The sequence below is a fragment of the Flavobacterium sp. KH_001 genome (assembly GCF_057840745.1).
Genome location: NZ_CM174520.1, coordinates 4,638,565 through 4,665,316 on the forward strand (window position 1 = coordinate 4,638,565; position 26,752 = coordinate 4,665,316).

The following is a 26,752-nucleotide window of genomic DNA, read 5'->3' on the forward strand; positions in this document are numbered from 1 at the left end:
CTCTTCCGCATTTATCCAGTACTAAAAATTACTTTAAAGCATTATAAAGTATCTCTACCGGATGTTGTGCTTTGCGTCCTGTACCATCTGCAATTTGATGCCTGCAACTTGTTCCTGATGCAGAAATCAATGTTGCGTGTTCCTCAGAACGGATGGTTGGAAACAAAACCAGTTCTCCTATTTTCATCGAAATATCATAGTGTTCTTTCTCATAACCAAAAGATCCAGCCATACCGCAGCAACCACTCGGGATATTCAGAACAGTATAATTCTTTGGTAACGTTAAAATTTTCTTTAGTGGTACCAATGACGATAAAGCTTTCTGAAAACAATGTCCGTGCATTCTAACTCTTTCTATTTTATCCGAAAAACTATCAGAGGTGATTCTTCCCGCTTCTAATTCTTTGGCTAAAAACTCTTCGATTAAAAAAGTTTTTGTTCCAAATAATTTTGCTTTTGCTTTTAAGTCGCCACGACATAAATCAGGGTATTCATCACGGAACGTTAATATTGCAGAAGGTTCAATTCCGATTAACAAACCCTCTTCGGGAATCGCTTTCTCAAAATCCTGAGTATTTTTTTCTGCAATTTCTCTAGCTTCTTTTAGCATTCCTTTTGATAGATAGGTTCTTCCGCTTATACCTATTTTAGGAATTTCAACCAAATAACCTAAACGATTCAGAAGCTTTACCGTTGTCTGACCAATTTCTACATCATAATAATTCAGAAACTCATCATTATAAAGATATACTATACCATTTATAAAATCTCCTTCCTGAATGTAATTTTTTATCCATTTGGCAAAAGTAATTTTGTGCATTAAAGGCAATTTTCTCTCTGTTGCAAAACCAGTTGATTTTTTGATGATATTCCCTAATAAACCTTTAGTAGATAAATTATAAGCCCACGGAATTGAGGCAAACAAATGGTTTATTTTTGGTGTGTTCCCTATTAGTCTCGAGCGAAATTTCACTCCATTTTTATCATGATATTGTTGTAATGTTTCAGCTTTTAGCTTTGCCATATCAACATTAGAAGGACATTCTGATTTACAGCCCTTACAACTTAAGCACAAATCAAGTACATCCAGAAGATTTTCATCATCAAACTTATTTTCTTTTTTTGAATTCGTTATGGTTTCTCTCAAAATGTTGGCTCTTGCACGGGTAGTATGTTTTTCATCACGCGTCGCCATATAACTCGGACACATGGTACCACCGCTTTTTTCTGTTTTTCTGCAATCTCCAGATCCGTTGCACATTTCGGCAGCTCGCAGGATTCCGTTATTTTCTGAAAAATCAAAATACGTTTCCGGCATTGGCGTGTCCTGACCCGCTGTGTATCTTAAACTAGAATCCATCGGTGGTGTATTCACGATTTTACCCGGATTAAAAACGCCCCAGGGATCCCAAACTTCTTTTATCTGAATAAACAATTGATAAATTTCTTCACCTAACATCAGCGGAATAAATTCTCCTCGAAGTCTTCCGTCACCATGTTCTCCACTTAAAGATCCCTTATATTTTTTCACCAAATGGGCAATATCTGTCGCTATGGTTCTAAAGAGTGCTGTTCCTTCTTTAGTTTTTAAATCAATAATGGGACGAAGGTGTAATTCTCCCGTGGCTGCATGCGCATAATGAACGCAGTTTAAATTTCTTTCTTTTAATATTGCATTAAAATCTTCGATAAAATCAGGTAAATCATTAACATCTACCGCAGTATCTTCAATTACAGCAACGGCTTTTGCGTCGCCGGGAATATTAGATAATAACCCCAACCCCGCTTTTCTTAACGTCCAAACTTTATTAGTATCATCACCATAAACAATCGGAAAATGATAGCCCAGATTTTTAGAACGCATCAAAGCTTCCATTTCCTTCGCAACAGCATCAATTTCTTCTTGTGAATCTCTTAAAAATTCAACCGCTAAAATAGCCTGAGGATCTCCTTTTACAAAAAAACGATTCTTGCTTTGTTCTATATTTTCTTTGGTACATTCCAAAATATAATGGTCAATTAACTCAACACTATCCGGATTGAATTTCAAAGCTTCTATATTCGCTTTAAGCGATTCATTGATACTTTCAAAATGAACACAAACTAAAGCTGCATACGGTTTTAAAGCATCAACTAAATTTAATTTTATAGCGGTGGAAAAGAATAAAGTCCCCTCAGATCCTGCTATTAATTTACAAAAATTGAATTTTTCATCTGAATTACAAAAAGGCATAGCATCTCCCAATAAATCTAAAGCATAACCTGTATTTCTTCTCGGAATTGTTTTCTTCGGAAAATTATCTTCAAATAAAGTTCTATTACTTTCAGAAGATAATATTTCTTTTGCCTGAACATAAATTGCTTGTTCTAAAGGGCTCACAACATTGATTCCGTTGCATTTATCTTCAAATTCAGTATTGGTCAAAGAACCAAACGTGACTTCATTACCATCAGCCAAAAAACCTTTAATTTCTAATAAATGCTCACGTGTAGATCCATAAATAACAGATCTTGCGCCACAGGCATTGTTTCCGACCATTCCACCAATCATGCAACGATTACTGGTTGACGTTTCCGGGCCAAAAAATAATTTATATGATTTTAAATGAAGATTTAATTCATCGCGAATTACTCCCGGCTCTACCCAAGCTGATTTATTAGCCTGATCTACCGATATAATATTGGTGAATTCCTGCGAAATATCAACTATAATTCCGTTTCCAACCACCTGACCCGCAAGCGAAGTTCCGGCTGCACGAGGTATTACACTGCTGCCATTCTCTCTTGCAAAAGCGATAATTTTTCGAATATCTTCTTTTGTTTTCGGAATCGCTACCGCTAAAGGCATTTCTTTATAAGCGCTGGCATCAGTTGCGTAGAGCAAACGCATGGTATGATCGTAAAATAATTTACCCTCTAATTGTTTCTCTAAACTTTCAAGATTAATAGAACTCCTGGAAAGGATATTATTATCATTCATTTTAATACTTTATTATATAAATTTCGCCACAAAGGCGCAAAGTCGCCAAGGTTTTGTTCTTAAACTTCGTGCCTTTGCGATGACATTTCTTTTACAATTCGCTTAATGCGATATCTAATAGTCTAACCATTTCATCCGCATTTTGCTTACTGAATGTCATTGGAGGCTTTATTTTTAAAACGTTGTGCAAAGGTCCGTCGGTACTTAATAAATAGCCGTTTGCTTTCATTTTTTCTACGACGATATCTATTTCAGGAACGGCTGGTTCCATGGTTGTTCTGTCTTTTACCATTTCGGCACCAATGAAAAATCCATGTCCGCGAACGTCACTAATGATTGGATATTTTGCCATTAAACCTTTAAGCCCGTTCATTAAATGATTTCCAACTTCTAAGGCATGTTTTTGCATTTCTTCTTCCTGAATAACATCTAAAACGGCTAATCCTGTAGTCATTGAAACAGGATTCCCTCCAAAAGTGTTAAAATACTCTAATCCGTTATTGAAAGCATCAGCAATTTCTTCTGTTACAATTACAGCAGCTAAAGGATGTCCGTTACCAATTGGTTTTCCTAAAACCACAATATCCGGAACTACATTTTGTAACTCGAATCCCCAGAAATGATCTCCAATTCTTCCGAAACCAACCTGAACCTCATCAGCAATACAAACACCTCCGGCTGCTCTGACATAGTCATAAGCTGTTTTTAAGTAATTTTCCGGTAACGGAATCTGACCACCAACTCCTAATAGCGTTTCGCAGATAAATACGGCTGGTGCTTTGTCTTCTTTTTTTAAATCTTCAATGATTCTTTGTACATCAGCAGCATATTTCTCACCCGCTTTTGTGTCGCCATATTTATAAGGTCCGCGATACAAATCCGGATTAATTGCTTTGTGTATCCACGGCATTTGACCGGAACCGCCTTTGCTGTCAAATTTATATGGACTCATTTCCATTGCCACCGTCGAAGTTCCGTGATAGGCATGATCCAAAACAATAATATCTTTTTGTTTGGTAAAATGGCGGCTCATTCGAATTGCCAAATCATTAGCTTCACTACCCGAATTCACGAAGTAACAAACGCTCAATTTAGATGGTAATGTTGCAGTTAGTTTTTCCGCATACTTCGTTATGGTGTCATTTAAATATCTTGTATTGGTATTTAAAGTTGCTATTTGCTTTTGCATTTTTCGAACTACAACCGGATGACAATGCCCCACATGTGAAGGGTTATTGACGCAATCTATAAAGGTTCTTCCTTTATCATCATATAAATATTGCAAAGCTCCTTTAACAATTTTTAATTTGTCTTTGTAGCCGATACTTAAATTTCGACCAATTTTCTTTTTTCGAACTTCGAGTAAATTGCTGTAATCATCATTGTTTATTAATCCGGTAAAACCGCAAGCTTTTCTAAAAGCATCTTGCGCTTTGATTGGATTAATCTCGATTAATTTATATAGCAAATTCCAAGCTGGTTTTTCAGTAATAAAATGATGCTCATTATTACTGTCTAATGACGCATTATAAGCCGATTGTGTTACGCTGATACAAAGTCTTCCCGCAATTAAATAGCATAATAAATCTAATTCCTGCTCTTTAAGTGGATATGCTTTATGATACCCCGCTACAATCGATGCCGCAACAGCCAAGGGATCTTCTTCGTCGAGCATTGCGTAAGTACAGGCTATCGCCAAATTATTGACTAGCACAGTATAAACCATATCGCCAAAATCAATCAAACCACTAATACGATTTTCTTGTACTAATATGTTATAATCATTGGCATCGTTATGAATATAAGCATGTCTTAAACGGTGAATTTGCGGTACTACTTCTGTGTCAAACTGTAACAGAAAATATCCTGCAATTCTTCTTTTTTCATGGTTCAGAATATGTTTTAGATTATCACCTGCTTCACTGGCACGGCTAATATCCCAAGTATAACTACGATGCATTGCAGGGTGAGAAAAATCCTGTAATGCATGATCCATACTTCCCAAAAATGAGCCTAAATTATGGTGTAATTCACTTGTTTTTTCTTTTGCATCAACCCAAAAAGTACCTTCTAAAAAGTTTAGAATTCTTATATAATAGGTTTTAGAATCTCTTATTATCTTCGTTAATTCTTCTCCTTGTTTATTGATGCTAAAATGCTGAAAACAATCTGAAATATCGCTTTTTTTAAGATGCTGGATAATATTAATCTGCGCTTCCAGAAAAGGAAACGGGTGACTCTCATTTGATACTTTTAGAATGTATTTTTCATTTTTTTCATTCGATAAAAGAAAATTTAATTCATCATACCCATTTAATGCTTTTACGGTTACATTTAGTCCGTAATGCTCTTTTACTAAACCCTGAATTGTTTCTTCTGAAAAAGTCATTGGTATTATATTAAATTGTTTTTGTCTTTTTATTTTATTTCCAAATTATAGCTTGTGCCGGCTGTAGCGGATTTTGTCCCACCAATATTTTGCTTCCTTGAGGTACCGGTAAGTTTACAGGCTGATTTGTATAGTTTACACCTACATAAAAACCATCACGCCATTCTATAAAAACTCCTTTTGGCAAATCTTCAATGGCTACTTTAGCGCGAGAGTAAACAGTACGAACCACTTCTCTTTCTAAGGCACCGTCATTACTTTCGACACCAATATAGGTAATGGTTCCTTTTCCTAACTTTCTGGTAACAACAGCCGCTTTATCTTTGTAAAACTGATCATCATAAGTTGCTAAAACTTCTGTTCCTTGTTTTGGAGTCAATACATCTGCCCAGGTATTCCATTTATAACTGTTATTTCCTGCTTTAATAGTCCCGTTTACATCTGCAACTAACATATCAAAAAAGTCAACATCTGCACCAATTAATGGAACAATTGGAGCGTTCCAGTTTGCTTCAAAGAAATGACCGTTTTTATCTTTTTGGCCTGTGCGACATGACAGAATTAAATTTCCTCCATTCTCCACATATTTTTGCCACTTTGCTACAAGTTTTTGATCTACTAGCTGATAAGCCGGTGCCACAATAAAAGCATACTCATCAAAATTATCTCCTTCGGTAATAAAATCCATTGGCGCACCAGTTGATTTAACGGCGGCAGTATAAGTATTTCTATGTTTCCAGGTGTTCCAAAATCGGGTTTGCTTTTGATTTTCTAAATCCCAAAGATTTTCATGACTCCATAAAAAACCTGTTTTTCTCTTTGCGATTTCCTGAGGCATTATAGCTTTTGGATCGTACTCTTTACGAAGCTTTTTCATGTCTTCGATCGATTGTACAAATTCTTTTCCGCCCTGAGAAAGTGTCACTCCATCTGTTCCTACTATTCCTTCGTGGTACATTTCGCTGCTTCCAAGCGGGTGTCTGTATCGGTACGTACAGGTAAAAGAACAACCACCGCCAAAAGCTTGTGAAAGCCACATACGTACTGTTCCCGGAAGTAATTGTGGATTGATACTGGCCCAATTTACTTGTCCCGGCTGCAATTCCATAACACCAGTAACTCCGCTTATTGATCTGTAATAATCGTTTGCCTCTGAAATTTTACTTGGAGAACCCATTCTAAAACTATCTCCGCCTAAAGGATTTTGGCCACTTACAGGATACATGGTATAGGTGATGAAGTCCATTTTGTCTGCACTTCTTGGATCGGCATCATAAATTACATTGGTAAAGTTTGTTGTAATCCATTGTTTTGGATCTGTGTATTTTCGAAGTATTTCGGCTTGTCTGTTCAAGTATTCACCTTGTGCATCCGAAGTAAATCTTTTAAAATCTAGAACAGCATGCGGACTTAGTTTATCTTCAAAATACATTTCAGAATTAGGTAAAACAATTTGTTCGAAATTACTATATCTCGTACTCCAAAAACTCCCAACCCATTCTGTATTTAACTTTTCGATTGTTCCATATTTGACTTTAAGCCAGGTTTGAAAAGCTTTACGGGCAGAAGGACTAAAATCGGCAGTTCCAAGAGGTTCATTGTCGATTTGCCAACCCATAATATTTTTATTCTTACCGTATCTTTTCCCTAACTCCGCTACAATCTTATCGGTAAATTCACGGTATTTTTCATTCGTAATAGACACATTGGCTCTATTTCCGTGTTCTCTGCGTCGACCGTTTGCATCAACCAGATAAATTTCAGGATATTTCTCTCCCATCCATGCCGGAGGAGTTGGTGTAGGCGTACAAAGAATAACTTTTAATCCTTCTTTTTCGGCTATAGCCAAAGCATCATCGAGCCATTTAAAATCATACTTTCCTTCTTCGGGTTCCATATAAGTCCAGGCAAATTCAGCAAAATGAGTAAATTCAAATCCGAACTTTTTAATATTTTTTAAATCACGTTCCCATTGCTCTCTTGGCCATTGCTCGGGATAATAATAAACCCCAATTTGCATTAAATCTTGTTTCGGGAAAAAACGCTGTGGGTCTTTCTTTTCCGTTGCAGTAGTTTTTTTAGTTTGAGAAAAAACAGGTGTTGAATTGCAATTCGCAATAAGCAAGCCTGTTAAAACTATTTTTGTTAACGATATTTTTTGGTTGAACATACTTTTTAATATTGTTGTGTTAATCAAATTTAGAAATTAGTTCGACTATTTGTCTTGTAAAAGGAGCATTAAATAATGAGAGGCAGACCAGCTAAAATTAAAAGCTTCCAATCCTTTTCCTGTAACAGGCTGATAATTTTCTCTAATTGAAGTTCCTTTGTCTAAAACTCCTTCTGCATTGTAAATCAGTTTGTGTGCTAATTCATTTGCCTCAGTTGTGTATCCGTATTTTTCTAATCCGTTAATTCCAAAATAACTTTGATCAAGCCAAACCGGTCCTCTCCAATAGCCACCTTCAGGTTTAAATTTAGGATGATTTGCGGCCAATGTTGGTAAAGGAACAAAGGTGTTTAAGGAATTTGTATCTAACATATTCGCTTTAGCAACTTTGGCTTGTTCGGCCGTGGCAACCTCAGCCCAAATTGGCAAATATCCCTCACATCCCATTGCTTTAATCAATGTTTCACCGTCGATTGTAGTGTCGTAAAACCAACCTGTTGACGCATCCCAAAACTGATTTTGAATTTTAGCTTTTAGCGTTACACTTTCGTCTTTCCATTTTTTAGCTTCTTCCGTCAGTTTTAAAACGGCAGCCATTTTATTTAAATAGTCCTTTTCAGCATATAAAAACGAATTTAAGTCTACACTTTCCTGATCTAGTGAATAGGCTTTTTCTCCGTTTTTCAGAATTTTACTATCATCAAAACGAACGGCATTATCCATTCCACTTTCCCATTTAGCAGCGATCACAGTTCCGTCAGTTGAACCAAATTCACATAGACCATCCTGATCATGATCACGGTCTTTATACCACCAATTGTGATATAATTTTAACTTTGGATAAAACTCTTTTATGAAGTTAACGTCTTTCGTTTTTTCATAAATTTTCCAGATTGCCCAGGCAGCAAGCGGTGCTTTCGTATTTCGGTAATTGTTTTCTTCCAGAAGATTATTTCTGTAGATACAATCCGGGATAAATCCGTTTGGTTCCTGATAATCAAATAAAGCACGCATTTGATTTTTTGCCAATTCCGAATCATAATTGGCTACAGCAACAGCATGTTTCCAACTATCCCAAGCCCAAAAACCATGAAACCACTCGTAATTATAACTCGGAAAAAGGCCTCCGTGCTTTAATCCTTCTGCAGCAATTCTGGTGTTGTTTTGTAGCGTTAAAACCAATTTTGCAATCAAATCAGAATAAACTGTATCTGTGTAAATGCTTTTCTTTTTGGCTATTAATGCTGCTAACTGTCTTTCTTTGTCTTTTTGTGTGTTATTAAGCAATGTATTAAAAACTGTCTTTGCAATCGTTTCATTTTCATTTTTCCATGAATATTGAGCAAAAATAAAAGTTTGAGCCACTACAATTTCTTTAGTTTCATTTGGTTTTAATACCAATTTTTCTGTCTCGGCTTTGTATCCTTGTTTTGTAATTTCAATTTCAGGATTACTATTTAAGAACTGAATGTAGCCTGTCGCAGTACTTTTCGCAGAAACAATTTTTATTTTTTTATCTTCTTGAGACAATTGTAAATCGTCTAAAAAAATGTTCGAATTATAAGACGGGAAAAGGGTTATCGTTTTTCCTGATTTATTAGTAATACTTGTTTTTTGTAATGCCGAATGACCGGATAAAAATACCAACTGTTGTTTTATCTCTAATTTGTCATTTTTAAATTGTTGCTCTAAATGGCTGTTATAGCTATTTTGATCGATTAATGCACTTTTCCAATTGATTACTTCCTGCTTGTTTTCATCCTTTAATTCTAACGAAACAAACGAAGGACTTAACCAAACCCCGTTTTGTTCTGTCATTAAAAAAGGTCCTGAAAATCCTGCCTTAATTTCTGATGGTTCCAAAAATCCGAATGCAAACCACGCACCTTTATCTGAGAAAGCTAATGATTTTCTGTCTGTAGCATTTGTTGGGTTTCCTTTATAATTAATACTGTTTTTAGCGGATTCTAAGTTTGGGAAACTTTTTTGAGACCAACCTAATTGCAGTATAAAAAAGGGTGCAAGAATAAAAAGTATTTTCTTTTTGCCCATGTTATTTCGTTTTTATGATGTGTTTTTACTTCAATTTCTACCTCTCCTTATGGAAATTTTTTTTACATAAAAAGAATAGCCCAAGAAATATAGGCTATTCTTTTTAAATTAAAATCATTTACAGTATTAATTCGTTTGTAATTCTGTCAATGGAATTGGGTAAAAGTTATTTTTTTCATCAGTGAGCTTTCCTGAAATTGTTTTCTGTGCTTGTGCAAAGTTGATGGTTGGCATCCACAAGCATAACAGTAAAGGAATAAAGTTTAATTTCCTGATTAATAGTTTTTTCATTTTGGTAATGGTTTTGATTAATTTTTTTTCGTTTTCTTTTTTTGTTTTTTAGTTTATGCAGGCAATTTATCTGGTCAATGCCGAAAAAAACATTGACCAAATAAACTACGGTATTCTCTTTATTCTGATTTTTTTTTATAGACCTGTTCCGGGGTCTATAAATCAAATTTTATTCCTTGTGCTAATGGCAAACTCGTAGTGTAGTTGATTGTATTCGTTTGTCTTCGCATGTAAACTTTCCAGGCATCAGAACCTGACTCTCTTCCTCCGCCTGTTTCTTTTTCTCCACCAAAAGCACCGCCAATTTCAGCACCAGATGTTCCGATATTTACATTGGCAATACCACAATCAGAGCCTGTAACTGATAAGAATAGTTCCGCTTCTCTTAAGTTATTGGTCATAATTGCAGATGATAATCCCTGTCCTACGCCATTTTGGATTTCAATTGCATCTGTAACAGTTCCTGAATATTTTAATAAGTACAATACCGGGGCAAAAGTTTCGTGTTGTACAATCTCAAATGTATTATCAGCTTCAGCAATTGCAGGTTTCACATAACAGCCACTTTCGTAACCTTCTCCTGAAAGTACACCGCCTTCAACTAGGATTTTTCCACCTTCGGCAACGACTTTTTCAAGCGCCTGATTATACATTTCAACCGCATGCTTGTCAATTAACGGACCAACATGATTCTTTTCGTCTAATGGATTTCCAATACGTAGTTGCTTGTAAGCAGAAACTATTGCATCTTTAACTTTATCATATATACTTTCATGAATGATCAGACGACGCGTTGAAGTACATCTTTGTCCGGCTGTTCCCACAGCACCAAAAACGGCACCAATCACAGTCATCTTAATATCTGCGTCCGGCGTTACAATAATGGCATTGTTTCCACCTAATTCTAATAATGAATTTCCTAAACGTCCCGCAACTACCTGTGCGACAATTTTACCCATACGAGTAGAACCAGTAGCTGAAATTAATGGTACACGTTTATCGCTTGTCAATAATTCTCCTATTTTATAATCACCATTGATTAAACAAGAAATACCTTCAGGAAGGTTATTTTCTTTGATAACTTCAGCAATAATATTTTGGCATGCAATTCCGCAAAGAGGCGTTTTTTCAGATGGTTTCCAAACACAAACATCGCCACAAATCCAAGCTAAAGCTGTATTCCAGGCCCAAACTGCTACCGGAAAGTTGAATGCCGAAATGATTCCAACAACTCCCAAAGGATGATATTGTTCGTACATTCTATGTCCAGGGCGCTCAGAGTGCATTGTCAAACCGTGAAGCTGACGTGAAAGCCCCACTGCAAAATCACAGATATCGATCATTTCCTGAACTTCACCATAACCTTCCTGCAGTGATTTTCCCATTTCATAAGAAACCAGTTTACCTAAAGCTTCTTTATTTTTTCTCAATTTCTCACCAAACTGACGCACGATTTCTCCACGTTGTGGTGCTGGCATTACTCTGAATTGTTTGAAAGCTGCTGTCGCTGATTCCATTACTTTTTCATAATCTGCTGCGGTAGAAGTTTTAATTTTTCCAATTAATGCTCCATCAACCGGAGAATAACTTTCTAAAATTTCTCCATTCGAAAAATGGTTTACTCCTGTTGAAGTTCCTTCGTTAATTTCCTTTATCCCCAGTTGGCCTAAAGCTTCTTTAATTCCGAATCCTATTTCTGTTGTTGTCATTTCGACTTTTTATTAATTTGTTATGCTGCTTTTATCAAAAAGCAGAATTGTTTTTAACTCCCTAAGTTCATTATCCTGCAAGGTTTTTTTCAACCTTGTAGGTTTTAAATATCAGGTTTTGAATATATAGCCATACCTACAAGGTTGAAAAAAACCTTGCAGGAATAAAGCATTGTCAATAAACTAATTTTGAATTTTATTATTTAGTTTCCTGCAGCTTTACATCAGTACTCTCAAATATTTTATCGGCAGATGATGCCACAAATCCCTGGTATAATTCTCCGTTTGCCATTGGATAACGCAGGGCAAATTCATAATAACAAGATGGAATTTCTAAAGCACCTTCTTCAAAATCTACCACATACAAATCTGCTAATGTGCTTGATTGTTCCAACAATTGCTCTGGTGTACCTTTAATTTTTCCTCCGGATGCATTTAGTTTCCATCCGCTTTCTTCTAAAAAGTTGTTTAATTCTTCTAAAGTTTTAAACTCTTTTAAAGCATTGGTATTTATAGTGAAATGATTGGCTCTAAAACCGTAAACATACATCCAGGCTGCATATTCAGATTCCTCCAATAATGATTTGTAGATTTTTTGTGAATTTCCTTTCCAAACAGAACCGCTTAAAACCAATTCAGGATCGTTGAATACATTTTGATCACAACTGTTTAAGATATCTTGTACTGTTTCTTGCAATTCAGCCGAACATTTTTCTAATTCTAATTCAGAAATAAAAATTCTTGGAGCATTCTTATCAGTAACATGTTCATAGTGTTTAGCATATAACTTTTTAGTCTCAAAATTATATTCTCCCCTTGCCTCATAACCAACATTTAAAAAAGGTCTTTCTAAAACCTCGATATTAACACGTTTATCATTGAAAGTACGAATCGCGATATGATCATTCTGAATTTCTTCACCTCTGTCTTCTAACAATTCATGTATTTTTTTTGCAGATGGAGTAATATCAGCATATTGCTCCCATAGTTTCGTAAGTAATTGATCTTTATTCATTTCTGTTATGTTAAAATACTGTTATTATGACACAAATCTATATATAAAGATGTAAATATAACAGTCATTATATACTATTATTGACATATAGACATTTCAAACGCTTTTTTTTGTAATTTTGACACTTTAAAATCCAGTTTTAACATAAGAATTGTCAAAATAATAGAATCTATAAACACTCGTGCGCTATGGCAAGTACCAAGAAGAATGAAAATACTGACTATTTAGATAGAGAAATCATGCAGAAACTAAGTGAGAATGGAAGAATACCATTTTCAGATCTTGCGAAGGAATTAAATATATCCAATTCTTTGGTACATTTAAGAGTGAAGAAGTTACAGGAAGCAGGAGTAATTACAGGTTTCTCTGTAAAACTAAATGCTAAAGAACTTGGTTTTGAAACTATTACCTACACAGGGATTGTTACAAAAGAAGCCCGTTACTCCTATTCTATAGCCGAAAAACTGAAAGAAATCCCGGAAGTTATAGAATGCCACTGGGTTTCGGGAAAATATGCCTTATTTATTAAAATTGTTTCTTTTAATAATGAAGAGCTTCGTAAAATTTTATACGAGCAAATTCATCAAATTGAAGGCGTTGGAAGTACAGATTCGTTTTTTTCTTTTGGTGCTGCGTTTGAAAAAAATCTGCCAGTTTAAGAATGTAAATTTCAAATTTTTAAATTCCAAACCTGAAATCAAAAAAGACTTTTAATAAAAAATCCCAAATTCCAATTGTTAAGTTGGAATTTGGGATTTAAATATGGGAATTTATTATATCGTTTAGTCTAAAATAAAACTAACACTAACATTTGCTGTAATTTCAATTTCTCCAATGGCTAACGTTTCATTTGAAGCGCCTTCAGCATTATCCATAGCCATAGATTTCATCGCATACATTGGTTGTGGGTGATAAACTTGTGAGTTATCAGAAATCACAAAAGCTTTACCAACTTTTTGACCTAAAACAGAAACATAATCTTCTGCTTTTGCTTTAGCATCTTTCATTGCAATTTTTCTTGCCTCAGACTGATATTGCGCTAATTTTGATGATTCAAAAGAAACTTTGTCCAAACGGTTAATTCCTTGCTGAACTAAACCTTCCATCAATTCATCATATTTAGATAAATCTTTCACTAAAATTTCAACTGTCTGAACAGCATTATAACTTGTTTTCTTTTTTTCGTAATCGTATTGCGGATTTAGAGCCACTTGTTTTGTTCTGAAATCTGTTGCTGGAATATTCATTTTTTTGATGAATTTTAAAACAGCGTCCATTTTTTCGTCATTTTGCTTTTTGACGTCTTTAGCATTATTTCCCTTAGTTTCAACTGTAGCTGAAATAGAAACCTGATCTGGAGCTACTTTTACTTTTCCTTCTCCATTTACATTGATCTGCGGAATTTGTTTGGTTTCCTGGCCGTAAGACATAGTCATAAACATGATTGTTAAAAATAATACTACTTTCTTCATTTTTGTTATATTTTAAAATTATTGATAAGGGCATTTCAAAAGTTATGCCAACCTTACAATTTTCCTAATTTAGCCATCGCAAAAAGTATTAAAATCGGAATTGCTAATAAAATAACCATCAAACTGTGATCTACAATTAAGGAAGGTTCTTTTACCAAAGTAATCAAATAACCACCTATAGCACCTCCAAAGTGGGCTGTGTGCCCAATATTGTCATTTTTGGCTTTCATTCCATAAATTGAATATAATAAATATAAAATTCCGAACAAATAAGCGGGCATCGGAATGACAAAAAAGATTCCCAACATCATATCGGGCTGTAATAATATCGCAGAATATAAAATTCCGGTCACGGCGCCCGAAGCTCCTACCGCACGATAACTATAATCATTTTTATGAAACAGCATTGTTAGCAAGCTTCCAAAAATCAAACTTCCAAAATAAATCAAAATGAAAGAAATGGTACCGAGCCACTCAATGACAACCGGTGCAAAAAACCAAAGCGTCAACATATTAAATATTAAGTGCATCATGTCAACATGTAAAAAACCAGACGACAACATTCTGATTTGCTCACCGGAACGAATACTTCCAACATGAAATTCGTATTTTCTAAAAAAAGCAAGATCATTAAAACCTTTGTAACTAATCAAGGCATTGGCAACTATAATCCCAACCAAAACGGTATTAACGGTATTCATAAAAAATATTTAATGTGAACGGTAAATATAATGATTCTCAAACATAACTTTACAAGAAACCAAAACATCGATCGTTATTCATTTTTAATTTATCTTTGTAAAAAAAATTTAGATGCAGTTTCTCGCTTATATAGTAGCCTACCCTTTTCTTTGGCTTATTTCTATACTTCCATTTCGTATATTTTATTGGTTTTCAGATTTCGTGTATTTTCTTGTTTATCATGTTATTGGATATCGCAGAAAAACAGTCCGTGAAAATCTGGCACTTACTTTACCCCATTTAAGTAATGCTAAAAGAAAAGAAATCGAAAAGAAATTCTATCAGCATATGTGTGATATGTTTTTGGAGATGATCAAAACGATGAGCATTACGCCTGAAGAAATGGAAAAAAGATTTACCATTACCAATATGGATCTTTTTCATGAATATGAAAATAGAGGAAAAAGTGTTGTACTAGTTGCTTCGCACTACGCAAGCTGGGAATGGCTTTTAACACTTAACAAAAGAATGCTTTTTAACGGCGTTGGAGTTTATAAAAAAATTGCCAATCCTTATTTTGATAAATTAGTTCGAAAAATCAGAGGAAAATATGATGCCGAATTGGTTGAAACAAAAAAAGCAATTCCGTTAATGGCACAAAACCAACGAGACGGAATTTTAAGTCTCTATGGTTTGGCCAGTGATCAATCACCAAAACTCGACAGGATTTTTCATTCGATGAAATTTATGGGAATTGAAGTTCCGGTTCATACAGGAGCTGAAATGTTGGCTAAAAAATATGACTTAAGCGTTATTTTTATCAAAGTTAAAAAAGTTGGAAGAGGTTATTATGAAGCGACGATCATACCTATAGCTGATAATCCAAAAGAATATGAAAATTTTGAAATTACTGAAAAATATTTAAGAGAAGTAGAAAAACAAATCTACGAAGCTCCTGAATATTATTTATGGACGCATAAAAGATGGAAACATCGCGTTCAATAATACTCATTTATTAAAATACGTAAAAGTCCAAAAGGCAGCAATTGCTTTTTGGACTTTTGCTTTTATGTAAGGCAGCTAAAACTCGAAAACAATGTTTTTAAGCCATATAAAGTAGATTTTGATGGGTTTTTGTAATGATTTTTTCTGAATTAGAATAAATGGTAATCTACACAAACAGTATACATTTGAAGTTGATTAAAATCTATCCAAAAACCACATTAAAATTAGTACCATGTTTAAAAAATTACTCTTTACATTTTTTATATCTGTCATCTTCATAACCTCTTTTGCTCAAAGTCCAAAAAGAGGGATTGCTTATGGAAACAATTCTCTTGCCGATTTAACAGCACTAAAACCTGGTATTTCCTGGTGGTACAATTGGGGCTCATCACCTGAAAATGATATTAATGCAAATTACGAATCTCTAGGTGTCGAATATGTTCCTATGGCTTGGGGAAAAATTAGTGATGCCGAAGTACAGGCTTTCATCAACAGAATAAAACCGGGTGCAAAGTATTTACTAGCTTTTAATGAGCCAAACTTTAATGATGGTGCCAGATTAACGCCGCAAGAAGCTGTAAATGCATGGGGTAATGTCGAAAAAATTGCAGTAGCAAAAAATCTGGAAATTGTTAGTGCTTCACCAGCTTACAATGGTCCAAATAACTACGGTGGTTTTTCTGATCCTGTAGCCTGGCATGATCAATTTTTCCTTTTATGCCCAAATTGTAAAGTCGATTATATTGCTTTTCATACTTATGATAATACATCAGGTTCTGTCATTGGTGTTACAGGTCTTCTCAAAAAATACAATCGGCCTGTTTGGGTAACTGAATTTGCAAATAGAGTTATTCAAACTGCAGATCAGAAAACTACCTTCATGAAAGAAATCATTACCAGTTTTGAAAACGATCCGGATATATACAGATATTCCTGGTTTACAGGAAGAGTTCCTGCAGATTGGACCGATATGCAGGAAGGTCAATTATTAGCACCTGAAAGTGGTGTTCTAAAGCCAATTGGCACAGAATATATAAATACAAACTACACTGCAAAAAAAATAAATGTTCCGGGGCGAATAACAGCCAACAAACACTATAGAAGAAAGGGAACAGGCTTACAAAACACAACAGATTCCGGAACTGGTCAAAATGTTTGTTTTATCGAAGCAGGAGACTGGAATGAATTCATGCTAAATGTTGCTGATGCCGGAACGTACAACCTAACTTTTAGAGTGGCATCACCAACAATTCCAGGAAAATTTGACATTTTAGTTAATGATGTTGTAGTAAAAACAGATGAAACTTTCCCAATTACTGGTGGTTATCAAACCTATGCTGACAAACTTGTAAGTGGAGTTACATTACCCAAAGGAGAAGTTTATCTGAAAATCAAGTTTAAATCAGATGATATGAATTTTAACTTTATTGATGTTACTGCTGCTAACTTAGGTATAAACGACCCAATTATTGAAAAAGATTTCTTTACTGTTTATCCAAATCCAATTAAAACACAATCAACACTTCATATTAAATCAAATGTGACGGAACCTTTAAGTCTAAAAATTATTGATATAAAAGGGATTGTTTGCTACTCATCAAATGATCATTTTACAAATGAAGATATCAAAATTGGCGATAAACTATCTAATGGCGTTTACATAGTTAATGCAACTTATGGAACAGTAAAAAAATCCATAAAAATCATCAAAAACTAATAACCAACTCTCTAAAATAGTTCCCCAAAAAAAAACTCTTTCAAATTAATGAAAGAGTTTTTTGTTTGAAACAGATTTAAAAATCTTAAAACCTTAGTATCTTAGAATCTTTTCTAACTAAATTCCGGCAATTGCTTTTATTTCATCTATTATTCTAAGTGCTAAAACATCAGCTTTTTCCTGAGAAGGAGCTTCAGTGTAGATACGAATAATTGGCTCTGTGTTTGATTTTCTTAAATGAACCCATTCTGTAGCAAAATCAATTTTCACACCATCAATAGTGGTAATATCTTCGTTTTTATATTTTTCAGTCATGGCAACTAAAATGGCATCAACATCAATTTGTGGTGTTAATTCAATTTTATTTTTGCTCATATAATATTCCGGATAAGAAGCCCTTAAAGCCGAAACTGACATTTTTTTGTTCGCCAAGTGCGTTAAGAATAAAGCAACTCCAACCAAACTATCACGTCCGTAATGCGATTCAGGATAGATAATTCCACCGTTTCCTTCACCACCAATGATGGCGTTATTTTTCTTCATCAACTCAACTACATTCACCTCGCCTACAGCACTTGCTTCGTAGTTTCCGTTATGCGCTTTAGTAACATCACGTAAAGCACGTGATGATGACATATTTGAAACTGTATTTCCTGGAGTTTTACTCAAAACATAATCGGCGCAAGCCACCAATGTATATTCTTCTCCAAACATTTCTCCATCTTCACAAATGAATGCTAAACGATCCACATCCGGGTCAACAACAACTCCTAAATGCGCTTTTTCCTTAACTACCAATTCTGAAATATCCGTTAAATGTTCTTTTAAAGGCTCAGGATTATGAGGAAAATGTCCGTTTGGTTCGCAATATAATTTTACTACTTCAACACCCATTAATTCTAATAATTTCGGAATAATGATTCCTCCAGAAGAGTTTACTCCATCAACAACAACTTTAAATTTAGCCGCTTTTACCGCTTCAACATCAACCAAAGGCAAGTTTAAAACCTCGTCGATATGAATATCCATATAGGCATCATTAACAGTAATTTCTCCTAAATTATCTACATCAGAGAAATCGAAAGCTTCTGCCTCTGCAATTTCAAGAATTTTCGCTCCTTCAGCCCCGCTTAAAAATTCTCCTTTTTCATTCAATAATTTAAGAGCGTTCCATTGTTTTGGATTGTGAGAAGCTGTTAGAATAATTCCTCCATCTGCTTTTTCTAATGGCACAGCAACTTCTACAGTTGGAGTTGTTGAAAGTCCAAGATCAATTACATTAATTCCTAAACCTATCAACGTATTTACAACAAGATTATGAATCATCGGACCAGAAATTCTTGCATCACGACCAATCACAACCGTTAATTTCTCTTTTGAAGTGTTATTTTTCAGAAAAGTTCCATAAGCTGATGCAAATTTCACAGCATCAACCGGAGTCAGATTATCACCAACTTTTCCTCCTATAGTTCCGCGAATCCCGGATATTGATTTTATTAAAGTCATTTTTTTGAGATATGGTTATTTTTATTTACAAATATAGAAAAGTTACTAAGGTTCTTGTAAAAAAAGTTACTAAGGTTCTGAGATGCTATCCCGAAACCTCGGGACTAAGATTTCAAATATTAAGTTTAAAGCCATTATCATTCTTTAAACGATGTCAAAAAGTTTTCATACTTTTACTAAATAAGCTTAGAAACTTAGTAATTATAAAAAGTATACTTTAGTAAATAACCTCAGAATCTTAGCAACTTAGAACCTTAGTACCTTATAAAAAAAATGAATTTCCTAGCCCACATATATCTTTCAGGTGATAATGATTTGATCAAAATCGGCAATTTTATGGCGGACGGTATTCGTGGAAAACAGTTTGAACATTTTCCTGAAGATGTTCAAAAAGGAATTATTCTACATCGCTTTATAGACACTTATACTGATTCCCACGATGTTTTTAGACAAAGTACCAAACGGTTACATGAAAAATACCATCATTATGCCGGTGTGATTGTAGACATTGTTTATGATCATTTTTTAGCTAAAAACTGGAGCAACTATTCTGATGAAAAACTAGAAGATTTTATTAATCGATTCTACAGTTCACTTCATACCAATTATGATATTCTGACTGAAAAAACACAAGGTTTAATGCCTTATATGATCGAAAGAAATTGGCTTTTGAGTTATCGAACAGTGGACGGCATTCATCAAATTTTAACCCAAATGGATCGAAGGTCGAAAAACCTTTCTAAAATGCAATTTGCCAGTGAAGAGCTTAAAGAATTTTACTCCGAATTTGAGCAGGAATTCACGACTTTCTTTGAAGAAATGCAACTTCAGGCCAAACAAAAATTACTTTCCTTATAAAGTTAATTGATTTTATAAAAACCAATATTTTCTCCTTTATGAAAAAAATTACATTCTTATTCTCCTTTATTTCCGTTTTTAGTTTTGCACAACAAAGTCAAACCGGATTGGTTACTTCTAAAGCCATGGTCGTTTCTGCCAGAGAAGAAGCATCTAAAATAGGTGCTGATATTATGAAAAAAGGTGGAAATGCCTTTGATGCTATGGTGGGTACTGAACTAGCTTTAGCAGTCGCTTTTCCTTTCGCTGGAAACATTGGTGGTGGCGGTTTTATGGTTTACCGAAAAGCAAATGGAGAAGTTGGGTCATTAGACTATCGTGAAAAAGCACCTTTGGCAGCATCAAAAGATATGTTTTTAGATCAGGATGGAAATGTAATTAAGGGAAAAAGTACTGAAACTGCTTTGGCAATTGGTGTTCCGGGAACGGTGGCAGGCGTTTTTGCGGTTCATAGAAAATTTGGCTCGATGCCAATATCCGAAATTTTAAAACCTGTCATTGCTTTAGCCGAGAGAGGTGTTGTGGTTACCAAAAAACAAGAAAAAAGTCTAAACGATTATCGTGATGCAATTGTAAAAGTAAACGGAGGAACGACACTTTTAGCAGCAAATTTTAAAGAAAAGGACACTATTAAATATCCGGCACTTGCTAAGACTTTAAAACGAATTTCTAAGAATGGAAGAAATGAATTTTATAAAGGTGAAACGGCCAAAATTCTAGTTGATTATCTTCAGAAAAACGGTGGAATTATCACTTTAGAAGATTTGTCTAAATATGAAGCAAAATGGAGAAAACCACTTCAATTTACTTATAAAGATTTAAAGATTACTTCAATGTCTCCACCAAGCAGCGGGGGAATCTGTCTGGCACAAATTCTAAAAATGATTGCTCCTTATGATTTGGCAAAAATGGGACATAATTCTCCTGAAGCCATTCAGGTCATTGTGGAAGCAGAAAGAAGAGCTTACGCTGACAGAAGTCAGTTTCTTGGTGATCCTGATTTTGTAAAAATTCCGGTCAACGCCTTACTGTCTGGAGATTATTTAAAAGATAGAATGTCCACTTTTAATGTTGACAAAGCCAGTTTATCCTCAGAAATTAAAGAAGGAAAAGTAACTTACAATGAAAGTACGGAAACCACACATTATTCTATAGTTGATAAATTCGGAAATGCAATTGCAGCAACCACAACCTTAAATGACGGTTACGGCTCTAAATATTATTGTGATGAATTGGGTTTCTTTTTAAACAATGAAATGGACGATTTTAGTGCCAAACCCGGATCTCCTAATATGTTTGGTTTAGTTGGAAATGAAGCCAATAGCATTGCACCTCAAAAAAGAATGTTGAGTTCAATGACTCCGACAATTGTTGAGAAAGATGGAAAACTTTTTATGGTGGTGGGCACTCCCGGAGGTTCTACCATTATAACATCGGTTTTGCAAACAATTTTAAATGTTTACGAATATAAATTGAGCATGCAAGAGGCTGTAAATGCACCAAGATTTCATCATCAATGGTTACCAGACCTTATTACTTTTGAACCTAGTACTTTTGATAACACCACCATCAATAAGCTTAAAGCGAAAGGGTATTTAATTAATGAGAATTCAACGCCAATAATTGGTAAAGTAGATGCTATTTTGGTACTTCCAAATAAAACTTTAGAAGCAGGAGCTGATTTTAGAGGTGATGATACTGCTGTAGGCTTTTAAATTAAAATAGATTTTAAATAAAAATCATACAATTTTGAATGTTATACCCTAAATTTGCAGTATCCCCCTAATTTTTACAGACAGAATGCTAAAAAAATATTTCAGAAAACTAGAAAGCGTTATTGCTTTGGCACAGTCCTTAATGACACCAAAGCAGTTTATTTTTTTATCAAGTGTTTTAATTGGTATTTCATGCTCTTTGGCGGTAATCGTTTTAAAAACTTTTGCGCATAGTGTTTTCTCTTTTGCAACTTATATCAATGCTATTTTAAAATTAAGTTTTATCAACAGTATCTTGCCTATTATTGGTATTCTGCTTACTGTTTTTGTTATCAAAAAAGTGCTTAACGGAACCATCGAAAAAGGGACTTCTCAAATTTTATATGCTGTAGCTAAAAAAGCCAGTATTATTCCGAGAAAACAAATGTATGCCCAAATTGTAACCAGTTCCTTAACGGTTGGCTTAGGAGGTTCTGCAGGTCTTGAAAGCCCAATCGTGGTTACAGGAGCTGCGTTTGGATCTAACTTTGCCCAAAATTATAAATTACCCTATAAAGACAGAACATTACTGATTGGCTGTGGTGTTGCAGCTGGAATTGCAGCCGCATTTAATGCCCCAATTGCCGGAGTTTTATTTGCCATCGAAGTTTTATTGGTTGACGTTAGCATTTCGGCCTTTACTCCTATCATGATTTCAGCCGCGACCGGTGCTTTGGTTTCTGCAATTGTTTTGGATGAAACTATCTTATTGTCCTTCAAGAAACAAGAAGCTTTCAATTATCACAATATTCCGTTTTACGTAATTCTTGGTATTTTAACTGGCTTTATAGCCGTTTATTACGCAAGAAATTTCCAAAGAGTAGAACATTATTTTGCACACTTAAAAATGGGTGCTTACAAAAAAGCGTTAATTGGATCTTCCTTATTAGCGCTACTTATTTTTGTCTTCCCAACACTTTTTGGTGAGGGTTATGAAAGCATTAAAACTTTGTCTGAAGCTGATCCGGGTAAAATTCTGGACAATACCTTATTTGGAGATTTTAGAAATAACCAATGGGTTTTACTTCTTTTCGTTGGATGTACCATGATGGTAAAAGTTTTCGCTTCCGGACTAACTATCGGTAGCGGAGGAAATGGCGGTAACTTTGCTCCTTCCCTATTTTTAGGCTCTTACCTGGGATTCTTTTTTTCAAAATTTATAACCATGATTGGTTTGTCAAAATTACCAATCAGTAATTTTACCATGGTTGGAATGGCAGGTATTCTGAGCGGATTATTTCATGCTCCATTAACCGCAATTTTCTTAATTGCAGAAATTACCGGAGGTTATAGTTTAATGATTCCACTAATGATTGTCTCTTCTATAAGTTTTGCGATTTCAAAACGTTTTGAAAAATATTCACTTGATGTAAAAGGTTTGGCTAAGAAAGGTCATGCTTTTACAAGTAATAAAGACTCCAATATCTTATCAACTTTAGATATTGATACTATCATTCAATGCGATTACCTGACCGTTCATCCGGAAGAAAACCTAACTAAATTAGTTGATCTTATCTCGCACTCCAATCAGGTTGTTTTTGCTGTTGTAAATAATGAAAAAGAATTAGTTGGTGTAGTTCATTTTAATGATATTCGTGAGATTATTTTTAATAGTTATCGCGTAAAATACACCTTGATTAAAGATGTCATGAAGACCCCAGCAGCCACTATTTCTTCGTATGACAGTATGGAAATTGTCATGAGTAAGTTCGAAAAATCAAAAACAGCCTTTCTTCCCGTTTTACGAAATGAAAAATATTACGGCTTCATTTCCAAATCCATAGCACTTGAAGCTTATAGAATGAAGTTGCGTTCTATGACAATTGAATAATAAGCTTCAATTTGAATATTTTTCAGAAAGAAAAACGTCATTAATGAACGCTATTTTGTTACTAATTGTAACATAAAGTTTTGTACTCTAGTATTAAAAGAATAAATCAAAGTGGTAACTTTGCGTTTTGCTCAAAATTATGTTAGAAAAAGACAATACTATTGAAGTTCTTGGTGCAAGAGTTCATAATCTAAAAAATATTGATATTTCAATTCCGCGTGAAAAACTGGTTGTAATTACCGGTTTATCAGGCTCGGGAAAATCATCTTTGGCATTTGATACGATTTATGCTGAAGGACAACGTCGTTATGTGGAGACTTTTTCGGCTTATGCCAGGCAGTTTCTTGGTGGTTTAGAGCGTCCGGATGTGGACAAAATCGACGGACTTTCGCCGGTAATTGCTATTGAACAAAAAACAACCAGTAAAAGTCCGCGTTCGACCGTTGGAACTATTACTGAAATATATGATTTCTTAAGACTTTTATACGCTCGTGGAGCTGACGCTTACAGTTACAACACTGGCGAAAAAATGGTTTCTTATTCTGATGAGCAAATTAAAGATTTGATTATTCAGGATTTTAATGGAAGACGCATCAATATATTGGCTCCCGTAATTAAAGCCAGAAAAGGTCATTATGCCGAATTATTCCAACAAATTACCAAACAAGGTTTCTTAAAAGTTCGGGTAAATGGCGAAGTTCAGGATCTGGTTTCAGGTATGAAATTGGACCGTTATAAAACCCACGACATTGAAATTGTTGTCGACAGAATGTTAATTGAAGATACCGAAGACAATCAAAAAAGATTATCTGAAAGTATTAATACTGCGATGCATCACGGCGAGAATGTACTGATGATTTTAGATCAGGACACCAATGAAGTACGTTATTTCAGTAGAAATTTAATGTGTCCTACCACTGGAATTTCGTATCAAAATCCGGAGCCGAATTTATTTTCTTTCAACTCTCCAAAAGGAGCTTGTCCACATTGTAATGGTTTGGGAACGGTTCATGAAATCAATATCAAAAAGATTATTCCGAATCCTAAATTATCTATTAAATCTGGAGGTTTTGCACCACTTGGCGAATATAAATCTTCCTGGATTTTCAAGCAACTGGAAGTTATTGGAGAAAAATTCGGATTTAAAATTACGGATCCGATTGAGAAAATTCCAGCAGAAGCGATGGAAATGATTCTTCATGGCGGAAAAGATAAATTTACTGTAAACTCAAAAGATTTAGGGGTTACGCGCGATTATAAAATAGATTTTGAGGGAATCTCACATTTCATCAAAAATCAATATGACGAAAGTGCTTCAACAACTATAAAGCGTTGGGCGAAAGATTTTATGGACGAAGTGAATTGTCCGGTTTGTGAAGGTTCACGTCTGAAAAAAGAAGCGCAGTTTTTTAGGGTAAATGGAAAAAACATCACCGAATTGTGTGATATGGATATCTCCGATTTAACAGCCTGGTTTCAGGATCTTAACAATCATTTATCAGACAAACAACTTTTGATTGCTTCTGAAGTTGTCAAAGAAATCAAAGATCGTTTGAACTTCCTGATGAATGTTGGTTTGAATTATTTGGCCTTAAGCCGAAGTTCAAAATCACTTTCTGGTGGTGAAGCACAACGTATTCGTTTAGCAACTCAAATTGGCTCACAATTGGTTGGTGTTCTATATATTTTGGATGAACCAAGTATTGGTTTACACCAAAGAGACAATGAAAAACTGATTAAATCTCTGGAACAATTACGTGATATCGGAAACTCTGTAATTGTCGTAGAACACGATAAAGACATGATCGAAACAGCCGATTATGTTATTGATATTGGTCCGAAAGCCGGAAAATATGGCGGTGAAATTATTAGTATTGGAACTCCGGCTGAAACTTTAAAATCGAATACGATTACCGCTCAATATTTGAATGGTACAATGAAATTGGAGATCCCGAAAGAACGCCGTAAAGGAAACGGAAAGTTTTTAAAACTAACCGGAGCAACAGGAAACAACCTAAAAAATGTTTCTATCGAATTGCCATTAGGACAATTGATTTGCGTGACGGGAGTTTCAGGAAGTGGAAAATCGACTTTAATAAACGAGACACTCTACCCTATTTTGAACGCCTATTATTTTAATGGCGTGAAAAAACCGCAGCCTTATAAAAAAATCGAAGGTTTAGAGCATATTGACAAAGTAATTGATATTGATCAAAGTCCGATTGGAAGAACGCCACGTTCTAATCCCGCGACTTATACGGAGGTTTTTACTGAAATCAGAAACCTGTTTACAATGACTTCTGAGAGTATGATTCGTGGTTACAAAGCCGGACGATTTAGTTTTAATGTAAAAGGCGGACGTTGCGAAACCTGCGAAGGTTCCGGAGTTAGAACGATCGAAATGAACTTTTTACCAGACGTTTATGTAGAATGCGAAACTTGTCAGGGAAAACGTTTTAACAGAGAAACACTGGAAATTCGTTACAAAGGAAAATCAATTTCGGATGTATTGAATATGACGGTTGATGAAGCGGTTCCTTTCTTTGAAAATATCCCGAAAATTTACAGAAAAGTAAAAACGATTCAGGATGTTGGTTTAGGTTATATTACATTGGGTCAACAAAGTACAACACTTTCTGGCGGAGAAGCGCAGCGTATTAAACTGGCTGGAGAATTATCTAAAAAAGATACCGGAAATACGTTTTATATACTGGATGAACCAACGACAGGATTGCATTTTGAAGACATCCGTGTTTTAATGGATGTGATCAATAAACTGGTTGACAAAGGAAATACCATTCTGGTTATCGAACATAATATGGACGTTATTAAACTTGCCGATTATATTATTGATATTGGTCCTGAAGGTGGAAAAGGTGGTGGACAATTAATTGCCAAAGGAACTCCAGAAGAAGTAGCGAAAAATAAAAAAAGCTATACGGCTAAGTTTTTGAAGAAGGAATTGGAATAATTTGATCTTCACGCTAATACCTTTGTCAAAGTTTTAAACTTTGACAAAGGTTGAAAACGACAATACAATCATTGTCATCCATCAACTCAAATATGTCGACAAATATTATTGACTTTGCTTTGCGGAGTTTCTTACGGGCATCCCTCGTTCCGGAATGATAATAATGAGAATACTTTTCTCCATGGATAAACCATTTGAATTGCATATTTTGATAGCGTCTTTTAATAACCTTAATAGTTCCATCGTAACGAAAAATTTATAACAACGTCCCGAGGAAAGGGGTAATTCGTTGATAATTTGCATCTCTGTATTTAAGTTCGACAGGAACGATATACTTGTTTAAACTCATTA

The 26,752-nt window shown here is 34.8% G+C and carries 17 protein-coding genes; 7 read left to right on the top strand and 10 right to left on the bottom strand.

Features of this window, described 5'->3' with window-relative positions:
- Positions 1 to 28 precede the first annotated feature (28 nt).
- The 7 genes from AC3ITQ_RS19685 to AC3ITQ_RS19715 form a co-directional block, all read right to left on the bottom strand.
- Positions 29 to 2,980 carry an FAD-binding and (Fe-S)-binding domain-containing protein gene (locus AC3ITQ_RS19685; protein ID WP_489235826.1) on the bottom strand — a complete coding sequence of 984 codons (2,952 nt, stop codon included), beginning with the start codon at positions 2,978 to 2,980 and terminating at the stop codon, positions 29 to 31.
- Positions 2,981 to 3,071: 91 nt separating this feature from the next.
- Entirely contained in the window at positions 3,072 to 5,369 is a 2,298-nt protein-coding gene (locus AC3ITQ_RS19690; protein WP_489235827.1) for an aminotransferase class III-fold pyridoxal phosphate-dependent enzyme, read from the bottom strand.
- Between the two features lie 34 nt (positions 5,370 to 5,403).
- Positions 5,404 to 7,539, bottom strand: a complete 2,136-nt coding sequence (locus AC3ITQ_RS19695) for a beta-galactosidase (protein ID WP_489235828.1) — start codon at positions 7,537 to 7,539, stop codon at positions 5,404 to 5,406.
- Between the two features lie 45 nt (positions 7,540 to 7,584).
- Positions 7,585 to 9,591: an MGH1-like glycoside hydrolase domain-containing protein gene (locus AC3ITQ_RS19700; RefSeq protein ID WP_489235829.1), complete on the bottom strand. Its 2,007-nt coding sequence runs from the start codon at positions 9,589 to 9,591 to the stop codon at positions 7,585 to 7,587.
- A 126-nt stretch (positions 9,592 to 9,717) separates the two neighbouring features.
- Positions 9,718 to 9,882, bottom strand: a complete 165-nt coding sequence (locus tag AC3ITQ_RS19705) for a hypothetical protein (RefSeq protein ID WP_489235830.1) — start codon at positions 9,880 to 9,882, stop codon at positions 9,718 to 9,720.
- Positions 9,883 to 10,037: 155 nt separating this feature from the next.
- Positions 10,038 to 11,591, bottom strand: coding sequence for an L-piperidine-6-carboxylate dehydrogenase (gene amaB / locus AC3ITQ_RS19710; RefSeq protein ID WP_489235831.1), 1,554 nt, complete (start codon positions 11,589 to 11,591; stop codon positions 10,038 to 10,040).
- Positions 11,592 to 11,790: 199 nt separating this feature from the next.
- Positions 11,791 to 12,606 (bottom strand): DUF1338 domain-containing protein, encoded by an 816-nt coding sequence (locus AC3ITQ_RS19715; protein ID WP_489235832.1) that lies wholly within the window; start codon positions 12,604 to 12,606, stop codon positions 11,791 to 11,793.
- A gap of 188 nt (positions 12,607 to 12,794) precedes the next feature.
- On the opposite strand from AC3ITQ_RS19715, the gene AC3ITQ_RS19720 reads away from it, so the two are divergent.
- The gene (locus tag AC3ITQ_RS19720; protein WP_072976147.1) at positions 12,795 to 13,265 is read left to right on the top strand and encodes an Lrp/AsnC family transcriptional regulator; all 471 of its coding nucleotides are present in this window, start codon (positions 12,795 to 12,797) and stop codon (positions 13,263 to 13,265) included.
- A 123-nt stretch (positions 13,266 to 13,388) separates the two neighbouring features.
- On the opposite strand, the gene AC3ITQ_RS19725 is transcribed toward AC3ITQ_RS19720, so the two are convergent.
- Entirely contained in the window at positions 13,389 to 14,078 is a 690-nt protein-coding gene (locus AC3ITQ_RS19725) for an SIMPL domain-containing protein (protein ID WP_489235833.1), read from the bottom strand.
- 53 nt (positions 14,079 to 14,131) lie between these two features.
- A complete protein-coding gene (locus AC3ITQ_RS19730; protein ID WP_194659314.1) occupies positions 14,132 to 14,779 on the bottom strand; it encodes a rhomboid family intramembrane serine protease in 648 nt (215 codons plus the stop codon).
- A 112-nt stretch (positions 14,780 to 14,891) separates the two neighbouring features.
- Between AC3ITQ_RS19730 and AC3ITQ_RS19735 the strand changes: the two genes are divergently transcribed.
- Both AC3ITQ_RS19735 and AC3ITQ_RS19740 read left to right on the top strand, forming a co-directional pair.
- Positions 14,892 to 15,764, top strand: coding sequence for a lysophospholipid acyltransferase family protein (locus AC3ITQ_RS19735; RefSeq protein WP_489235834.1), 873 nt, complete (start codon positions 14,892 to 14,894; stop codon positions 15,762 to 15,764).
- Between the two features lie 232 nt (positions 15,765 to 15,996).
- A complete protein-coding gene (locus tag AC3ITQ_RS19740) occupies positions 15,997 to 17,481 on the top strand; it encodes a glycosyl hydrolase (RefSeq protein WP_489235835.1) in 1,485 nt (494 codons plus the stop codon).
- A gap of 117 nt (positions 17,482 to 17,598) precedes the next feature.
- On the opposite strand, the gene glmM is transcribed toward AC3ITQ_RS19740, so the two are convergent.
- Entirely contained in the window at positions 17,599 to 18,987 is a 1,389-nt protein-coding gene (gene glmM, locus AC3ITQ_RS19745) for a phosphoglucosamine mutase (protein WP_489235836.1), read from the bottom strand.
- Positions 18,988 to 19,260: 273 nt separating this feature from the next.
- On the opposite strand from glmM, the gene AC3ITQ_RS19750 reads away from it, so the two are divergent.
- From AC3ITQ_RS19750 to uvrA, 4 genes are all read left to right on the top strand, one after another.
- Positions 19,261 to 19,845: an acyl carrier protein phosphodiesterase gene (locus AC3ITQ_RS19750; RefSeq protein WP_489235837.1), complete on the top strand. Its 585-nt coding sequence runs from the start codon at positions 19,261 to 19,263 to the stop codon at positions 19,843 to 19,845.
- 38 nt (positions 19,846 to 19,883) lie between these two features.
- A complete protein-coding gene (ggt, locus tag AC3ITQ_RS19755; protein ID WP_489235838.1) occupies positions 19,884 to 21,560 on the top strand; it encodes a gamma-glutamyltransferase in 1,677 nt (558 codons plus the stop codon).
- 85 nt (positions 21,561 to 21,645) lie between these two features.
- Complete coding sequence (locus AC3ITQ_RS19760; protein ID WP_489235839.1) at positions 21,646 to 23,430, top strand: chloride channel protein; 1,785 nt, start codon at positions 21,646 to 21,648, stop codon at positions 23,428 to 23,430.
- 139 nt (positions 23,431 to 23,569) lie between these two features.
- Positions 23,570 to 26,401, top strand: coding sequence for an excinuclease ABC subunit UvrA (gene uvrA / locus AC3ITQ_RS19765; protein WP_489235840.1), 2,832 nt, complete (start codon positions 23,570 to 23,572; stop codon positions 26,399 to 26,401).
- The last annotated feature ends 351 nt before the right edge of the window (positions 26,402 to 26,752 follow it).

Coding starts and splice junctions, on each gene's coding strand:
- AC3ITQ_RS19730 (WP_194659314.1), bottom strand. CDS start 14,779: ATGAATACCGTTAATACCGTTTTGGTTGGGATTATAGTTGCCAATGCC.
- AC3ITQ_RS19760 (WP_489235839.1), top strand. CDS start 21,646: ATGCTAAAAAAATATTTCAGAAAACTAGAAAGCGTTATTGCTTTGGCA.
- AC3ITQ_RS19715 (WP_489235832.1), bottom strand. CDS start 12,606: ATGAATAAAGATCAATTACTTACGAAACTATGGGAGCAATATGCTGAT.
- AC3ITQ_RS19695 (WP_489235828.1), bottom strand. CDS start 7,539: ATGTTCAACCAAAAAATATCGTTAACAAAAATAGTTTTAACAGGCTTG.
- AC3ITQ_RS19725 (WP_489235833.1), bottom strand. CDS start 14,078: ATGAAGAAAGTAGTATTATTTTTAACAATCATGTTTATGACTATGTCT.
- uvrA (WP_489235840.1), top strand. CDS start 23,570: ATGTTAGAAAAAGACAATACTATTGAAGTTCTTGGTGCAAGAGTTCAT.
- AC3ITQ_RS19735 (WP_489235834.1), top strand. CDS start 14,892: ATGCAGTTTCTCGCTTATATAGTAGCCTACCCTTTTCTTTGGCTTATT.
- AC3ITQ_RS19720 (WP_072976147.1), top strand. CDS start 12,795: ATGGCAAGTACCAAGAAGAATGAAAATACTGACTATTTAGATAGAGAA.
- ggt (WP_489235838.1), top strand. CDS start 19,884: ATGAAAAAAATTACATTCTTATTCTCCTTTATTTCCGTTTTTAGTTTT.
- AC3ITQ_RS19685 (WP_489235826.1), bottom strand. CDS start 2,980: ATGAATGATAATAATATCCTTTCCAGGAGTTCTATTAATCTTGAAAGT.
- amaB (WP_489235831.1), bottom strand. CDS start 11,591: ATGACAACAACAGAAATAGGATTCGGAATTAAAGAAGCTTTAGGCCAA.
- AC3ITQ_RS19705 (WP_489235830.1), bottom strand. CDS start 9,882: ATGAAAAAACTATTAATCAGGAAATTAAACTTTATTCCTTTACTGTTA.
- AC3ITQ_RS19690 (WP_489235827.1), bottom strand. CDS start 5,369: ATGACTTTTTCAGAAGAAACAATTCAGGGTTTAGTAAAAGAGCATTAC.
- AC3ITQ_RS19740 (WP_489235835.1), top strand. CDS start 15,997: ATGTTTAAAAAATTACTCTTTACATTTTTTATATCTGTCATCTTCATA.
- glmM (WP_489235836.1), bottom strand. CDS start 18,987: ATGACTTTAATAAAATCAATATCCGGGATTCGCGGAACTATAGGAGGA.
- AC3ITQ_RS19750 (WP_489235837.1), top strand. CDS start 19,261: ATGAATTTCCTAGCCCACATATATCTTTCAGGTGATAATGATTTGATC.
- AC3ITQ_RS19700 (WP_489235829.1), bottom strand. CDS start 9,591: ATGGGCAAAAAGAAAATACTTTTTATTCTTGCACCCTTTTTTATACTG.